The sequence below is a fragment of the Sphingomonas leidyi genome (assembly GCF_011761945.1).
Lineage (GTDB): Bacteria > Pseudomonadota > Alphaproteobacteria > Sphingomonadales > Sphingomonadaceae > Sphingomonas > Sphingomonas leidyi.
The window spans coordinates 111,538-128,216 of record NZ_JAASQV010000003.1 but is presented as its reverse complement, the minus strand read 5'-3'; the positions used below and the strand labels follow the sequence as shown (position 1 = coordinate 128,216).

Below are 16,679 nucleotides of genomic sequence, written 5' to 3'. Positions count from 1 at the left end.
ATATCGGGCATATATGCAGGCATATTCGAAACGGGCAGATTCCCCAATGCAATGGAAATCATGGCTGCAGGCGGTGGCGATCGCGGCGCTCATGGCCGGCATCTTCATCGCCGACACGGTCACCGACCTCGAGATCGCGGCAGCCATATTCTACATTGCCATCATCCTGCTGGCGATCGGGCGATTTCCCCGCCGCAACGTCATCGCGCTCGCCGGGCTGTGCATTCTGCTCACGCTGGTGAGTTCCGCGCTGACCGCCGGCGGCTCTCGCGAGGCGGGGATCGTCAACATGGCGATCAGCACGTCCGCGATCGGCATCACGACCTGGCTTGCGCTCAGGGTGGTCGCGGCCGAGGCTGCGGCGCACCAAGCGCGGGCACAGCTCGTCAGGATCGCGCGGGTGACCGGGCTCGGCGAACTCACCGCTTCGATCGCGCACGAAGTCAACCAGCCATTGGCCGGCATCGTCAGCAGCGGCAACGCCTGCCTCCGATGGCTGGGCCAGGATCCGCCCAATGTCGAAAAGGCGCGCGGTTCGGCGGAACGCATCCTGGGCGACGCGAACCGCGCGGCCGCGGTGATCCAGCGCGTGCGGAGCCTCGCCCGGCATGAAGCGCCCAGGCGCGAACGCGTCGATCTGAACGAGACGATCGGCGAAGCGATCCTGTTCGCCCAGGGCGAGCTCGATCGTGGCGGCATCAGCCTGACGCTGGAGCTGGCGGAAACATTGCCGGTCGTGCTGGCGGACCGGGTGCAGCTTCTCCAGGTGGTCGGCAATCTTCTGCTCAACGCGATCGAGGTGCTGGCGCGCGTGCCGGAGGCCGATCGGCGGATCGCGATCGCCACCACGGCCGAGGATCCGTCGGTCGTCATGACGATCGCGGACTCCGGCATGGGCTTCGCGGCCGGCGCCCGGGAACAGCTGTTCGAGGCGTTCTGGACGACCAGGGAAGGCGGCACGGGCATCGGCCTGACGATCAGCCGGGCTATCGTCGAAGCGCATGGCGGGCGTATCTGGGCTGCCGCGAATGCCCCTTCCGGCGCCATTTTCCGCGTGAGCCTGCCGATTTCGGGAGCGAGGCAATGACGATCGAAGCAATTGCCCCTGCCGAGGACGGTCCGGCGCCGATCGTCCATATCGTCGACGACGACGCCTCGGTCCGCGCGGGGCTCGAGGATCTGCTGGCGTCCGTCGGCATCGGATGCCGGGCGTTCGCCTCTACGCAGGCCTTTCTCGCGCACGCATTGCCCGAGGCGCCCGGTTGCCTCGTGCTCGACGTTCGCATGCCCGGGCAGAGCGGCCTCGACTTCCAGCGCCAGATGAAGGGCCTCGGCATCCTGTTGCCGGTGATCTTCATTACCGGCCATGGCGACATCGCGATGGCCGCTCGCGCGATGAAGGCCGGTGCGATCGAATTCCTGGCCAAGCCGTTCGACGAACAGGCGCTGCTCGACGCGATCAACGCGGGAATCGCCAGGGACCGGGCCCGGCGCCGCGAGGAGGCGGGCCTCGCGCAGCTGCGCGGGCTCCACCACATGCTCACCAATGGAGAGCGGGAAGTGATGGAACTGGTGGCGCAGGGATTGCTCAACAAGCAGATCGCGGCGCGGCTCGAAGTGAGCGAGGTCACCGTCAAGGTGCGCCGGGGCCAGGTCATGCGCAAGATGAACGCGCGATCGCTGCCCGATCTGGTGCGCATCCACGATCGCCTGTTCCCGCCTTCGGAATAGGGGTGGGGCGGTTGGATATACCATGGTATATTCCGACTATCCGATTTGCTTCGGTGCGCCGCAGAATTCCCCACTGGCGGGGCCGATCCCCAGTTGGTATCCGCCCGCCACGCCTCACCCCGCTTTCGCGGGGCCGAGGCCATTCGAGGAACGCCAGCAAATGCCGAGCGACAGTAGTCGATCTAACGCGCCGTCGAGGGCGCCCGGCCGGGCCTAGTTTCTAGCGCTCGCCCGTGGCGGCCGAGATGGCCGATCATAAGGTGAGCCATGGTCTTCTTTTTCGAGGATACCAGAGGTGGACGCCCGCTGGTGCGCTGGGTGCGCGGGGGCGGAGCGCCATCCTGGGCGGATTTGATCGTTTTCATCCTGCTTGCGGCGGGAGCGGTGCTCGTATTCCACGGCGCCGGGGAGATGGGCGCGCCGCTGGCGCAGTTGCGCAGCACGCCGGTGGTGCTCGATCCCGCGATGCTGCCCGAATATGCATTGCGCACCACGCTGCGCATGTTCGCCGCGCTCGGCGCGTCCTTGTTGTTCACCTTCGCGGTCGCCACGCTTGCTGCGAAGAGCCGCAAGGCGGCGCTTGTCATCGTGCCTGCGCTCGACATCCTGCAGTCGGTGCCGGTGCTGGGCTTCCTCACCTTTACCGTCACGCTCTTCCTGGGGCTGTTTCCCGGCAGCCAGCTGGGTGCGGAATGCGCGGCGATCTTCGCGATCTTCACGGCACAGGCCTGGAACATGGCGTTCAGCTTCTATCAGTCGCTGCGCACCGTGCCCGGGGACCTGGACGAGGTCTCGAGGCAGTTCGGCTTCTCGGCATGGCGGCGTTTCGTCCGGCTGGAGCTGCCCTTCGCGCTGCCGGCGCTCGTCTGGAACATGATGATGTCGATGTCGGGCGCCTGGTTCTTCGTGGTCGCGTCCGAGGCGATCACCGTGGGGAATACCACCATCACGCTGCCCGGCATCGGATCCTGGCTTGCCCTTGCGATCGACCGCGAGGATTTCGGCGCGATCGGCATGGCGGTGGGGGCAATGGCGGTCGTCATCCTGCTCTACGACCAGCTCGTCTTCCGCCCCATCGTCGCCTGGGCGGACAAGTTCCGCTTCGAACAGACCGCCTCGCAGCAGCAGCCGCGCTCCTGGCTCTACGACCTCGTCCGCCGCACCCGCTGGCTGAACCGGCTCGGCGCGGCGATCGCCACGCCGCTGCGCCGGCTGTGCAGCTTCCCCTTGCCGCGCACGCCGGCGATGCGGCCGCTGCGCATCGCACCCGCGGCGCGCCGGGCGCTCGATGGCCTGTGGCTGGCACTGGTCGCCATCGTGGTGCTGGCGGCCTTCTGGACGCTTGCCCGCTACATCGCCCAGAGCCTGACCTGGGAGGATGGGGCGACCGTCTTCGGGCTGGGCCTGCTCACGCTGTTGCGCGTGGTGCTGCTGATCGCGATCGCCAGCCTGATCTGGGTGCCGATCGGCGTGTGGATCGGCCTCCGGCCCGCCTGGGCCGAGCGGCTGCAACCGGTGGCGCAGTTCCTGGCCGCCTTTCCGGCGAACGTGATGTTCCCCTTCGCGGTCATCGCCATTCTCGGCCTGCGCCTCGATCCGAATATCTGGCTGTCGCCGCTGATGGTGCTCGGCACCCAATGGTATATCCTGTTCAACGTCATCGCGGGCGCGAGCGCGATCCCGACGGACATGAAGGAAGCCTCGGCGATGTTCGGCATCCGCGGCTGGCAATGGTGGCGGCGTGTCGCGATCCCGGCGATCTTCCCCTATTACGTGACCGGCGCGCTCACTGCCTCGGGTGGCTCGTGGAACGCCAGCATCGTCGCCGAGTCCGTGAGCTGGGGCGACAAGCATCTCGAAGCCGCCGGGCTCGGGTCGTTCATCGCCAATGCCACGCAAGCGGGCGATTATCCGCGCGTCGCCCTGGGCATCGCGGTGATGAGCATCTTCGTCATCGCCTTCAATCGCATGCTGTGGCGGCCGATGTACCGGTACGCCGAGCGCCGCCTCCGCCTCGATTGAGCATCGGGAGTATCCCAATGAACACGCGCACTGAAACGCTGCCCCTGGTCGAGGTCCGCGACGTCCGCCATGTCTATGGCAAGTCGAGCGGAGCCGGCCTCCTCGTGCTGGACGATGTCCAACTGACTCTCGGCGACAGCGAGATCGTCGGACTGCTGGGTCGCTCGGGCTCCGGCAAGTCGACGCTGTTGCGGTCGATCGCCGGGCTGATCCGGCCGACATCGGGCGAGGTCCGCTTCCCGCATGCCGATACGCGCGTCTCGATGGTGTTTCAGACCTTCGCGCTCTTCCCCTGGCTCACCGTGCTCCAGAATGTCGAGGTGGGGCTCGAAGCCCAGGGCGTCGCCGCCGAGGAGCGGCGCCGGCGCGCGCTCAAGGCGATCGATCTGATCGGCCTCGACGGCTTCGAGAGTGCCTATCCGAAGGAGTTGTCGGGCGGCATGCGCCAGCGCGTCGGCCTGGCGCGCGCGCTGGTGGTCGACCCGGACATCCTGCTGATGGACGAACCCTTCTCGGCGCTCGACGTGCTTACCGCCGAGACGCTGCGCACCGACCTGCTCGACCTCTGGTCGGAAGGGCGGATGCCGATCAAGTCGATCCTGATCGTCACGCACAATATCGAGGAGGCCGTGCTGATGTGCGACCGCATCCTCGTCTTCTCGTCGAACCCGGGGCGGGTGGTCGCCGAGATCAGCGTGACGTTGCCGCAGCCGCGGAACCGGCAGGATCCGGCATTTCAGGCGCTGGTCGACGATATCTATGCCCGGATGACCGCGCGGACGGAGGTGGGGCATCCGCGCGAGGGGCTGTTCCCGGGCACCGGCATCGGCATGGCGCTGCCGCGCGTCTCCACCAACACGCTCGCCGGCCTGATGGAGGCAGTGGCGGCCGAGCCCTATTCCGGCAGCGCGCCGCTGTCGGATCTCGCCGGCGAGCTGCAATATGAAGCGGATGAGCTGTTCCCGATCGCGGAGGTGCTTCAGTTGCTGCGCTTTGCGGAGCTGGGCGGCGGCGACCTCAGGCTGCTGCCGGCGGCGCGGCGCTATGTCGATGCGGAGGTGGATGCGCGCAAGCAGCTCTTCGCCCAGCATCTGTTGCGCCATGTGCCGCTTGCCGGACATATCCGCCGCATCCTCGACGACCGGGCCAGCCACGAAGCGCCGGCGAGCCGCTTCCGCGACGAGATCGAGGATTTCATGTCCGAGGAATATGCCGAGCAGACGCTGAAGTCGGTGATCCAGTGGGGGCGCTATGCCGAAGCCTTCGCCTATGACGAAGCGGCGGACCGCTTCAGCCTCGACGATCCGTCCTAGCGCTCGCCCGTGTCGGGCCTGGCCCGGCTGGAGATCGGCGAGTCCCCGCTCCGGGGCGGTGACGGCACGGACCTCGCCCTTCTTCGGTCCGGCGCGGTCAAAAGAGGCTGGCCGATGAGGAATGCAACTCGTGCGCCGGCCTGTCGGCACCGTGCGCGCGTTTCTCGGTGATGGAGGAGGAATCGCCCGGGAAGAGGCTGTGCAGCATGGCGCGCATCGCCGCATCGCCCTTGTCCGTCAGTGTCACGGCCATGCGCCGATGGTCGTCGGGATCGTGCGACCGGTGGAGCAATTCAGCCGCCTCTAGGCGATCGATCCGGCGCAGGGCACTGGTCGATGTCTCGCCGGAGACGAAAATGAGCTCCTTCACGCAGACGACACGCTGCTGCTGTCCGGCGATGAACAGTTCCAACACCATGTCCCATGCGGAATCGCGAAAGACGTCGCGCGGAAAGAGTTTCGCTGCCTTGGCGCGCATGCGTTGCAGCTGGCGCGCGAGGTCGAGCAGGGATCCGTCCCCAATGCTTACGCTATTCGTCACACTATCATCCAAATACAAGAAGGAATGATATCATATCTGCAATGTATAGCATCATATTCTAAATACATCATAGTAAATTAGATCGTCAAAATATCGTAAATCAAATCAACATCGTAATTTACATATTATATGATTTAACGTTCTCTGAGTGCCTCCTGGGCGCGATTGAGCGGCTTCAGCAGGTACTGAAGTATTGTCTTGCTTCCGGTGTGGATGTCCGCGGTGGCGATCATGCCGGGTACGATCGGGAAACGGCGACCAGCCTTGTTGACCAGGGCGTCCGAGCGGGTGCGGACGAATACGCGATAATAATAGATGTCGGGATTCACTTCGTCGCGGATCGTGTCCGGCGAGATGCTGCTGACCTCGCCTTCGAGTCCGCCGAAGATCGAATAATCATAGGCGGTGATCTTAACGCTGGCGCGCTGGCCCGGACGAATGAACGCGATGTCGCGCGGCGAGATGCGCGTCTCGATGAGCAGCCGGTCGTCGAGCGGGACGATTTCCATCACCTTGCCATTGGGCGGTACGACGCCGCCGATCGTCGACACTTCGATATTCTTGACCACGCCGCGCACGGGCGAACGCAAGGTGAGCCGTTGCAGCGTGTCCGACCGGCCTCGCACCACGGGGGCGAGCGCTTCGACTTCCTCGCTCACCTTTGCGAGATCCTGCCGTGCCTCGACCAGATATTGCGAACGCAGATCGGCCTTTTTGAGATCGAGGTCGGCGCGCTGGCGTTTGAGCCGCAGCACCTCGACATTGCTCGCCGCTCCGGTGGCGATCAGCGACTCCCCGATCCCGACTTCGCGATTGATCAGCGCCAGCGATTCGTCGATCAGGCCGGTCGAGCCGGCCAGGCTGCGGCGGCGCGTTTCGTAGAGGCGCTGCTGTTCGGCCTTGAGCGCGGGATAGCCGTCCAGCTCCCTGGAGAAGCGGAGCGGAGTCTCATCCACTTCGGCCTGGAGCCGTGCCTGGGCTGCGAGCGCGGCGCGATATTTCGCGGCGCTTTCCTCGACCGTCGAGCCGGCCTGGGTGGGATCGAGCTGAGCGAGGACCTGGCCGGGCTTGACGATATCGTCCTGGCGCACGTGCAGCTTGGCGAGGATGCCGCCTTCCAGCGACTGGAGTATCTGTTCATGGCTGGTCGGCACCACCTTGCCGGTACCGGTCGCCACTTCATCGAGCTTCGCGAACCAGGCCCAGGCGAGAAAGGCGGCTACCATCGCCGCCAATACCCACGACATGCGCGACGCATCGCGCAGCCGGCCGCGCCCTTCCTCGTCGAACAGCCGGTCGTCGGCGCTGAATGCCGCGCTCATGCTGCCTGCGTCCTGGCGCCGCGCATCGCGTCGAGCGCGGCTTCCCTGGGCTGGTCGAGCACCACTCTGCCATGGTCGATGACGATCACCCGGTCCACGAGCTCGAGCACCCGCATGCGGTGCGTCGCCACGACGATCGTGCGATCCCGGCTCCATTCGCGGAAGCTCGCGATGAAGTGACGCTCGGCGAGTTCGTCCATCGCCGCGGTGGGCTCGTCGAGCAGCGCCACCACCGGGCGCCTGAGCAGCAGGCGGGCGAGAAGCAGCGACTGGACCTGCCCGCCGGACAGGCCCAGCCCACCTTCCAGCACGACATGTTCGAGCCCGTCGCGCAGCCGCCGCACGAAATCCTGTGCGCAGACCATCTCGAGAGCCGCCATTATTTCCACGTTGCTTGCGTGTGGAGCGCCCATCGTCAGGTTCTCGCGCAGCGTGCCGTGGAAGAGCCGGCTGTTCTGGGTGAGTAGGCAGACGTCCCGGCGCACATCGGCGGGATCGATCTGGTGCAGCGCGAGATCGTCGAGCAGGACTTCGCCGGAGACCGGCTGGAGCATGCCCGACAGGCCCTGGAGCAGAGTCGATTTGCCGGCACCGTTGCGGCCCAGCAGCGCCACCTTCTCGCCAGCCATGATGTCGAGGCCGGGCACGGTCAGGGCGGGCGGGGCATTGGGATCGGCATAGGAGAATACCGCCGAGCGCAGCGCGAAGCTGCCGGTGACCGCGGCGAGGGGAATGCGGTGCTCGGCGTCGGGGCTGTCCGTCGGCAACCCCATTATCTGGTTGAGGCTCTGGGTTGCCAGCTTCGCATGCTGCCAGCGGCCGAGCAGGCCGGATATCTGGGCCATCGGCGCGATCATGCGTGAGGCGAGCATCGAAGTGGCGACGAGCGTACCGGTGGTGATGTCGCCGGCGATCACCATGGGCGCGCCGACGAAGATCACTGCCGCGTAGACGCCGTTCTGCACGCTTTGCGACCAGGTCGAGAGGCTGGCGGTCAGCCCGCGCAGGCGAAGCTGGGCCTCGCCCGCGACGCTGTTGTAGTGATTCCACTGGCGCTGGAAGCGCTCCTCCGCCTGCAGCGCCTTGATGTCCTCTATGCCTTGGACTGCCTCGACCAGCAGCGCGTTGCGCAGCGAACTTTCCCGCATCGATTCGGTGGCAAGGACGCGCAGGCGCCGCTGCGCGAGCAGGCTGGGCACCAGCAGCAATGCCACTGCGACGAGGGGCACGAGCGCGAGCGTCCCGCCGATAAAGGCGAGGATCGCGAGGAAGAGCAGGAAGAAGGGCAGGTCCGCCACCGCGGAGACGGTGGTGGAGGTCAGCATGTCGCGGACCTGGTCGAGATCGCGCAGCTGGGAGATGAAGGTGCCGGTCGAAGTCGGCCGCTCCCGGTTGCGGACGCGCAGCGCATGGCCGAAGACGAGATCGGAGAGCCGCAGGTCGGCCCGCTTCCCCAGAACGTCGGTGATGGCCACGCGCAGCTTGCGCAGCAGGAAGTCGAAGGCGATCGCCAGCAGCACGCCCAGGAAGAGGATGACGAGCGTCGGCATCGACTGGGCCGGAATGACGCGGTCATAGACCTGCATCGAGAACAGGATGCCCGCGAGCCCCAGCAGGTTGGTCACCACCGAGGCGACCGCGACATGGCCATAGGCGCGCGCGTCCTGGAGCAGGATCCGGCGGAGCCAATGCTCCTCATAGGGCCGGATATAGGTATCGACGCGCGCGTCGGCGGCGGAGCGGGCGGGGCGTGGCACGACGATCAGGGTCGCGGCGGCGAGCAGCTCGGCGAGCGGGCGGCGCGCGGCCATGCCGGCCTCGCCGGCGACAGTGAACACCGCCTCTCCGTCGCCGGCAAGGGCGGTAATCAGGGCGAGCTCGCCATCGGCGAGGCAGGCGATCACCGGCAGGCGCCAGCTCGTCAGCCGCACGGAACCGGGATCGGCGAAGCGGAGAGCCAGGCCCAGGGGCCGGGCGAGGGCACGCACGCGACTTTCCTCGGGGGAAGCGATGTCCCAAAGCCCCGCCAGGCGGGCGCGCTGCTCGGAAACGGGCAGGCGATAGTGCCGCGCCGCCTGGCAAAGGATGTCGAGCCAGGTCTCGGCCGACGCGCCGCTCACAGCGTCACGCCCCGCAGGCGCGTGCCCGTCAGGCCGAAGGCATCGCGCGATCGGCCGGAATAATAGAGGCAGTCGAGCTGCAGCCGGCGCAGGTCATGCTCGGTATTGACTGCGTCGAACCGCGCCTGGTGCAGTTCCTGTTCCGCATTGAGCAGGTCGACCAGCGTCCGCGTGCCCATTTCGAGATATTGCGCGCGGTAGAGTTGTCCGGTTTCCGCCATGTCTGCCTCGCGCAGGTTGAGCGTGTCGAGCAGCCGGGTAAGGCTGCCGATCTGCTGCCGGGCCTCGGCGAGCCGCTGGCTCGCTTCGTTGCGCGCCTGGCGCGAGGCGGCATCGGCGGCGGCGAGCGAATAATCCGCGCTGCGGACGCGGGCGCGGGTGGCGTTGCCGCCGAATATGTTGCTCGAGACGCTGAGCCCGAAGCTGTAGGCGCTGCGATCGGAGAAGGGCGACCCGATGTCCGCGGCCGCGTCCCCCGCGAGCGATACGGTGGGCAGGCGATCGGCGCGGCTGCGGTGAAGCTGCGCGGCGGCCTGTTCGCGCTGGGCGTCGGCGCGCATCACTGCCGGCACCGTGCTCCAATCGGCCAGCCCGGCGGCGCAACTGCGCATCAGCCAGTCGGGCATGTCGGCGCTCACCGGCGCCCGGGCCTTTTCGTCGCCGAGAAGAAAGGCGAGATTGCTGCCCCAGCGTCGTTGCTCGGCATCGATCTGCGCCAGCGTCGCCTTGGCGGCGGCAACCCGCGATTCCGCCTGAAGCCCGTCCGACCGGGTGGACGCACCCTTGGCGACCCGATCGGCGACCAGCCCGCTGATCTCGCGGATCCGCGCCAGCTGTTCCTCGGCGATGTCGTGGAGCGCCGCGTTGCGCTGCAGTTCCACGATCGCATAGCCGGTATCGTGGATGAGCCCGTCGATCGCGAGGAGCAGATCGGCGCGGCCGACGCGCGTGCCCGCCTGCGCATAGTCCACCGCGCTGCGGACCTTGCCGAAATCATAGAGCATCTGCGAGGCGGAGACTTGGGGGCGCGGCCGCCAGCTCGAGCCGAGGCGATTGTCGTAGCCGGTGCCGACGCCCGCACTTATCTGGGGCAGGTAGCCGGCCCGCGCGACGTCCACATCCGCGCCGCGCGCATCCAGCGTGGCCGCTGCGGAGACGATGTTCGGATGCCACGCCACGGCCTGGCGGACCGCCGCCTCGAGCGAGAGCCCGGCACTTTCCTGCGCGTACACCGTGCCGGCCAGGGAGGCTGCCAGCGTTCCGATCGCCATGATGCCGATCGCACCGCCGAGCGGGCCTCGTCGCAACCTTTCTCCCAAGCGACAGCCTCCCTGTCCGCATTGCGTGTCGTCTTACGATGTAAGTTAATCACCCTTTTGGAATCATGGACGATTTTCGAGAATCGACTCCGAGTTCGGAGTGATATCTCACACCACATGATTCAACTGGTGGCGATCCTGTTCGAGGTCGTTCGCGGTTACGAGATAATGTAGCGGATCGTCGGCTATGGGCGCCGCGGCGATGTCCGGCGCGGCGGGAGCGGCGCTCGCGGCGACAGGCGGAGCGGACGCGTCGGAGGCGGCCTGGCGATCGTGGAGGAACTGGCCGAGCAGATCCTCGACGCTGCCCTGGTTGTCGCTCAGGCTGTATGCGACCGGCGCGTGATCGGTCGTTGCCGCCGCCGTCGGCGCCGTCGCGGATTCGGCCGAGAACATCGCGAGCGGCACGGTATCCGCCAGCGAAGGGGCCTCGAAGATCATCGCCGTGGGCGCGACGCCGTTGTTGATGTCGACCGTCACGTCGAGATGCGCCGTCGCGACCGTGCCGTTGGGCTGGACCAGCTGATAGGTGAAGCTGTCGACCGGATCGGTGCCCGAATAGGTCAGCGAGGCGCTCGGCTGGTAGGTATAATGGCCGGTCTCGGTGACGGTCAGCGTGCCATAGGCGCCGGTGATGGTCAGCGGCGTATCGCCCACCTGGACGAAATTGCCGCCCATCTGGACCCGTACCACCGGGAAGTCGGTGCCCAACGTATCGTTGGCGAGCAGTTCGCCCGACACGGCGGTACTGCCGGTGAGGCTGTACTGGTCGAGATGCGTCACCGTCTCGCCGACATAGACGTTGGTGCCATAGCCGGTGCCCAGCAGGTTGGTGCTCGACACGGTGTAGTTGTAGGTGCCGGAGGGCAGGTCGTGGAGCACCAGCGCGACGCCGGTGCCGAGCCCGAGATTGGCGACCGAGGTCTGGGTGACCGTGCCGACGACCGTGCCCTGCGCGTTGGTGACGGTGATCGTATAGGTGGGCAGCACGCTGAGCCCGCTCGACTGGATCGCGGAGAGCGTCACATCGGCGGTGCTGTTCGCGCCGACGGTGAAGCTGTCATGGACCGAGCCGGTCTGCGCGCCGGTGATGATCAGCGCGGTGGGCGTGGCAAAGCTCGAGTCGATCGCCGCCAGAATGGTGGTGACGACGTGCTCGAAGGTCGCCGTGGCGATCGCCGCGTCGTCGACCGCCAGGGGCGTACCGGTAATGTCCGGGCTGCCGATCGTGACCGTCAGCGTCGCGCTCTCCAGTTCGCCGCTGGTCGGGTTGACCAGCGTGTAGGTGAACGTGTCGGCATGGCCGATCGCCGCGGCATTGGCATCGGGCGTGTAGGTATAGCTGCCATTGGGGTTGATGACGAGCGTTCCCCAGTCGCCATGGATCGAGGTGCCGCCTGCAGCCACATTGGTGGTCACGCCGTTGACGGTGACGCTCTGGACGACCGTTTGCGGGCTGACGACGTCGACCGCCCCGCCCGGGCCCGGATCGGTGATCACATTGCCCGCGGCCGCGCTCGGTTGCACGGCGCCGACATGGGTATAGTCGCTGTTGACGCCCGTGACCGCGAGGCCGCCGAGCAGGCCCACGCCGGCGGCGCCGTCGAAGGTGACGAAGGCGCGATACTCGCCCGGGCCGAGCGTGTCGGTCGCGACGAGATTGCCGTTGAGCAGGGAGAGCTGGAGCAGCGAGCTGTTGCCGGGGCCGCTCACCGCGACCCAGTTGGTGCCGTCGAAGCGCTGGACCACCACGCTGTAGCCGCTCAGCACGCCGATCGCGAGCGTCGCGTCATAGGTGAAGGACGCGGCAAGGGAATTGCCGGCTGCGACGGTGAACTGGACATTGGGTGTCGCCAGCACCTGCGCATCGAGATTGAGCAGCCCCAGCGAGACCAGGGCGAGATAGCTGGCGCTGCCCAGATTCTCGTTGGTGGTGACCGGCACAAGATCGATCGAAGCGTCGGCCGTGTTGTTGAACGCCTCGATGTCGAAGGGCGCGATGAGCGGAACCGCACCGGAGAGGTTGCCGGCGGGATCGCGCAACGCGACGCTGAGCGTTTCACCCGCGGTCTGGGGATCGTTCAGCGAGACGGAGAAGCTGCCGTTCGCCGCGACCGTGCCGGTGCCGAGCAGCGTGCCGCCCGCGCTGCGCACTTCGACGGCGGCACCTGCCTCGCCGGTGCCGGTGACGACGGTGCCTTCGCCGTTGATCGCCACGCCGGCGGGCGGCGCGGGTGGGGTGATGTCGGGTGCGGTCACCGTCGTGGCGGGGGAGAGGTTGCCGGCCGGATCGCTCTGGGTGACGGTCACCGTCTCGCCATTGGCCTGGGGCGTCGTGAGGGGCGCGGTGTAGCTGCCATTGCCGGCGACCGTGGCGGTGCCGATCTCGGTGCCGGCGGCGTTGAACACGTGCACGGTCGCGCCGGGCTCGCCGGTGCCGGTCACCGCCGTGCCGTCGGCGGAGACCGTGCCGGCCGGCGCGAGCGGCGGCGTGAAGTCGGGCGCGAGCGCCGAAGTGGCGGGCGAGACATTGCCCGCGGCATCGGCCTGGGTGACGTGCAGCGTCTGGCCATTGCCCTGGGGCGTGGTCAGCGTGACGGCATAGGCGCCGTTGGCGGCGACCAGCGCAGTGCCGATCGCGGTTCCCGAGGGGTCGCGGACGGTGACGGTGGCGCCGGGCTCGCCGGTGCCGGTGACGATCGTGCCGTCGCCGCTGACCGTCGCGACAGGCGCGGCGGGCGGCGTGAGATCGGGCGCGGTTGCCGTGACGTTCGGCGAATGATTGCCCGCCGGATCGGTCTGGCTGAGCGTCAGTACCTGCCCGTTGAGCTGTGCCGGGGTAAGCGGCGCGGTGAAGCTGCCATTGCCGGCGACGATGGCGGTGCCGATCTCGGTGCCGGCGGCGTTGAGCACATGCACGGTGGCGCCGGGCTCGCCGGTGCCGGTCACCGCCGTGCCGTCGGCGGAGACCGTGCCGGCCGGCGCGAGCGGCGGCGTGAAGTCGGGCGCGAGCGCCGAAGTGGCGGGCGAGACATTGCCCGCGGCATCGGCCTGAGTGACGTGCAGCGTCTGGCCATTGCCCTGGGGCGTGGTCAGCGTGACGGCATAGGCGCCGTTGGCGGCGACCAGCGCAGTGCCGATCGCGGTTCCCGAGGGGTCGCGGACGGTGACGGTGGCGCCGGGCTCGCCGGTGCCGGTGACGATCGTGCCGTCGCCGCTGACCGTCGCGACGGGCGCGGCGGGCGGCGTGAGATCGGGTGCGGTTGCCGTGACGTTCGGCGAATGATTGCCCGCCGGATCGGTCTGGCTGAGCGTCAGTACCTGCCCGTTGAGCTGTGCCGGGGTAAGCGGCGCGGTGAAGCTGCCATTGCCGGCGACCGTGGCGGTGCCGATCTCGGTGCCGGCGGCGTTGAGCACATGCACGGTGGCGCCGGGCTCGCCGGTGCCGGTGACGGCAGTGCCGTCGGCGGAGACCGTGCCGGCCGGCGCGAGCGGCGGCGTAATGTCGGGTGCCGTGGCCGGCGTCGCTGGCGAGACATTGCCCGCGGCATCGGCCTGCGTGACCTGGAGAAGCTGGCCGTTGAGCTGGGCAGTGGAAAGCGTGGCGGTATAGCTGCCATTGGCTGCAACCACGGCGGTGCCGATCGGCACGCCGCCGGGATCCCGCACCGTCACCGTTGCGCCGGGCTCGCCGGTGCCGGTCACGATCGTTCCGGTCGCATCGACAGTGGCGGCAGGGGCGGCCGGCGGCGTGGTGTCTGGCGCCGTCGCCGTGACCGAAGGCGAGGCATTGCCCGCCGGATCCCGCTGGATCGCGGTAAGCGTCTCGCCATTGGTCTGCGGCGTCGCGAGCGTGGCCGTGTAGGTGCCGCCGGGCGCGACGGTGGCAGTGCCGATCGGCGTGCCCGCTGCATTGGTGATCGTCACCGTCGCGCCGGGCTCGCCGGTGCCGACGACGGTGGCGCCGTCCGGCGACACGGTGGCGGTGGGAGCAGCGGGAGGCGTGGTGTCCGGCGCCGTGACCGGCACGGCCGGCGAGACGTTCGCTGCCGCGTCCGCCTGGGTGACGGACAGTAGCTGGCCGTTGGTCTGCGGCGTGCCGAGCACGACGGTGTAATTGCCATTGGCGCCGACGGTCGCGGTGCCGAGCACGGTGCCGCCCGCATCGGCGACGCGAACCGTTGCACCGGGCTCGCCGGTGCCGGTGACGATCGTGCCGGTGGCATCGATCGCCGCGATCGGTGCGACCGGCGGCGTCAGGTCGGGCGCAATTGCCGTGGCCGGCGGTGAGACGTCACCCTCCGCATCGGCCTGGGTGACGTGCAGCGTCTCGCCGTTCAGCTGGGGGGTGGTGAGTATCGCCACATAGGTGCCGCCGGGCGTGACCGTTGCGGTGCCGATCACGACGCCATTGGGGCCGGTCACGCTCACCGTGGCGCCGGCCTGGCCGGTGCCGAACACGGTCGCGCCATCGGCCGCCACCGTCGCGGTGGGTGCCCCAGGGGAATCGTTCGGGACGAGGTCGGGGGCGACCGCACTCCCCTGGGGCGAGGCATTGCCGGCGGCGTCCGTCTGGACGAGGCCGAGCAGCTGCCCGTTGGTCTGCGGCGGGACGAGCGTGGTGGTGAAGGTGCCGTCCGAAGCCACGACGACGGTCCCGATGTGCAGGCCCGTCGGATCGGTGATGACCAAGGTCGCCCCCGCTTCGCCCGTGCCGGTTATCGAAGCGCCATCCGCTGCGACCGTCCCGACGGGCGCGGGCGGAGCGGTGAGATCGGGTGCGGTGAGCGACAATGCCGGGGAGGTGTTCCCCGCTGCATCCGTCTGCGTCACGCTCAGGACCTGGCTGTCGATCTGCGGCGTGGAGAGGACGACCGAGAAGGTCCCCGCCGCAGTCACCGTCGCTGTTCCGATCACCGTCGACAAGGGATCGCGTACCACGACCGTCGCTCCCGGCTCGCCCGTGCCGGAGACGACTGCGCCGGTGGCATCGAGGGTGGCGGCGGGGATTGCGGGAGGCGTTATGTCGGGCGCGTTGGCGGTGCCGGGAGGCGAGACGTTGCCCGCCGCATCGGCCTGGGTGGCGCTGACCGTGCCGCCATTGGCCTGGGGCGTGGCGAGGGTGATCGAGAAGTGCCCGTCGGCTGCGACCGGGCCGGTGCCGAGCACGGCGCCCGAGGCGCTGGTGACCGTCACCGTCGCACCCGGTTCGCCCGTTCCCGTCGCGGTGGTGCCGTCGGCGCTGATCGCGAGAGCCGGAGCGGCAGGCGGAGTGATGTCGGGGGCCAGCGCCGGCGTCGGAGCGGAGAGGTTGCCGGCGGTGTCGGTCTGGGTGACCTCGAGGAGCTGGCCGTTGGCCTGGGGCGTGGTGAGGATCACCGCATAGGCGCCGTTGGCGGCGACCACCGCAGTGCCGATCGCGGTGCCGAGCGGATCGTGGACGATCACGGTCGCCCCCGCCTCGCCGGTGCCGGTGACGATCGTACCGGTGCCGTTGACCGTGGCGGTCAGCCCGGTCGGCGCGGTGATGTCGGGCGCCGTCGTGTGCAGGTCGGGCGAGGGATTGCCAGCCGGATCGGTCTGGCGAACGGTCAGCACTTCGCCATTGGTCTGGGGGACGGAGAGCGTGACCGAATAGCTGCCGTCGGCGGCCACCGTCACGGTGCCGAGCACCGTACCGGCCGGGCTTCGCACGACGAGCGTCGCCCCCGCCTCGCCAGTGCCGGTCACCGTCGTGCCGTCGGCCGAGACCGTCGCGGTCGGCAGTGCCGGCGGGGTCAGGTCGGGCGCGGCGGCCGGGACGGGCGTGGACGCATTGCCGGCGGGGTCGGTCTGGGTGACCTGGAGCAGCTGGCCGTTGGTCTGCGGAGTGGTGAGGGTGACGCTGTAGCTGCCGTTCGCGGCAATTACGGCCGTGCCGATCGCGATGCCGGAGGGGTCGCGGACGGTGACGGTCGCGCCCGCCTCGCCGCTGCCGCTCACCACCGTGCCGACGCCGTTCACCGCAGCGGTGAGGCCGAGCGGCGCCGTGATGTCGGGTGCGTGCACCGCCACGTCGGGCGAGGCGTTGCCTGCCGGATCGGTCTGGGAGACTTCCAGCAGCTGGCCATTGGCCTGGGGCGTGGTCAGGGTGACGCTGAAGCTGCCATCGGCCGCGACCGGGCCGGTGCCGAGCGGATTGCCGGCGGCGTCATGGACGGTCACCGTCGCGCCGGGCTCGCCGGTGCCGGTCACGACCGTACCGTCCGGCGAGACGCTCGCCACGGGGGCGGCGGGCGGGGTGATATCGGGCGCGGTGACGCTCACCGGCG

Annotated in this window: 9 protein-coding genes; 4 read left to right on the top strand and 5 right to left on the bottom strand. The window is 68.5% G+C overall.

Annotated elements, in window-relative coordinates; translation table 11 throughout:
* The first annotated feature begins 46 nt into the window (after positions 1-46).
* The 4 genes from FHR20_RS15905 (at position 47) to FHR20_RS15890 (ending at position 5,066) form a co-directional block, all read left to right on the top strand.
* Positions 47-1,087, top strand: coding sequence for a sensor histidine kinase (locus tag FHR20_RS15905; protein ID WP_167300622.1), 1,041 nt, complete (start codon positions 47-49; stop codon positions 1,085-1,087).
* A complete protein-coding gene (locus tag FHR20_RS15900) occupies positions 1,084-1,731 on the top strand; it encodes a response regulator transcription factor (RefSeq protein WP_167300621.1) in 648 nt (215 codons plus the stop codon). The genes FHR20_RS15905 and FHR20_RS15900 overlap by 4 nt, the downstream gene beginning before the upstream one ends.
* Before the next feature lie 267 nt (positions 1,732-1,998).
* Positions 1,999-3,753, top strand: coding sequence for an ABC transporter permease (locus FHR20_RS15895; RefSeq protein WP_167300620.1), 1,755 nt, complete (start codon positions 1,999-2,001; stop codon positions 3,751-3,753).
* A 17-nt stretch (positions 3,754-3,770) separates the two neighbouring features.
* Positions 3,771-5,066, top strand: coding sequence for an ABC transporter ATP-binding protein (locus FHR20_RS15890; protein WP_167300619.1), 1,296 nt, complete (start codon positions 3,771-3,773; stop codon positions 5,064-5,066).
* A 97-nt stretch (positions 5,067-5,163) separates the two neighbouring features.
* Here FHR20_RS15890 and FHR20_RS15885 read toward each other — a convergent pair whose 3' ends face one another.
* The 5 genes from FHR20_RS15885 to FHR20_RS15865 form a co-directional block, all read right to left on the bottom strand.
* Positions 5,164-5,607 (bottom strand): winged helix DNA-binding protein, encoded by a 444-nt coding sequence (locus FHR20_RS15885; RefSeq protein WP_341786466.1) that lies wholly within the window; start codon positions 5,605-5,607, stop codon positions 5,164-5,166.
* 134 nt (positions 5,608-5,741) lie between these two features.
* On the bottom strand, positions 5,742-6,929 hold the full coding sequence (locus tag FHR20_RS15880) for a beta-barrel domain-containing protein (RefSeq protein ID WP_167300618.1): 1,188 nt from the start codon (positions 6,927-6,929) through the stop codon (positions 5,742-5,744).
* Positions 6,926-9,049, bottom strand: coding sequence for a type I secretion system permease/ATPase (locus FHR20_RS15875; protein WP_167300617.1), 2,124 nt, complete (start codon positions 9,047-9,049; stop codon positions 6,926-6,928). Before FHR20_RS15875 ends, FHR20_RS15880 begins: the two co-directional genes overlap by 4 nt.
* The gene (locus FHR20_RS15870) at positions 9,046-10,356 is read right to left on the bottom strand and encodes a TolC family protein (RefSeq protein WP_243857478.1); all 1,311 of its coding nucleotides are present in this window, start codon (positions 10,354-10,356) and stop codon (positions 9,046-9,048) included. The genes FHR20_RS15875 and FHR20_RS15870 overlap by 4 nt, the downstream gene beginning before the upstream one ends.
* 120 nt (positions 10,357-10,476) lie before the next feature.
* Positions 10,477-16,674: a BapA/Bap/LapF family large adhesin gene (locus FHR20_RS15865; RefSeq protein ID WP_341786465.1), complete on the bottom strand. Its 6,198-nt coding sequence runs from the start codon at positions 16,672-16,674 to the stop codon at positions 10,477-10,479.
* Between the last annotated feature and the right edge of the window lie 5 nt (positions 16,675-16,679).

Excerpts from the sequence above, each read along its gene's own strand:
- FHR20_RS15905 (WP_167300622.1), top strand. The coding sequence starts at position 47 with ATGCAATGGAAATCATGGCTGCAGGCGGTGGCGATCGCGGCGCTCATG.
- FHR20_RS15900 (WP_167300621.1), top strand. The coding sequence starts at position 1,084 with ATGACGATCGAAGCAATTGCCCCTGCCGAGGACGGTCCGGCGCCGATC.
- FHR20_RS15895 (WP_167300620.1), top strand. The coding sequence starts at position 1,999 with ATGGTCTTCTTTTTCGAGGATACCAGAGGTGGACGCCCGCTGGTGCGC.
- FHR20_RS15890 (WP_167300619.1), top strand. The coding sequence starts at position 3,771 with ATGAACACGCGCACTGAAACGCTGCCCCTGGTCGAGGTCCGCGACGTC.
- FHR20_RS15880 (WP_167300618.1), bottom strand. The coding sequence starts at position 6,929 with ATGAGCGCGGCATTCAGCGCCGACGACCGGCTGTTCGACGAGGAAGGG.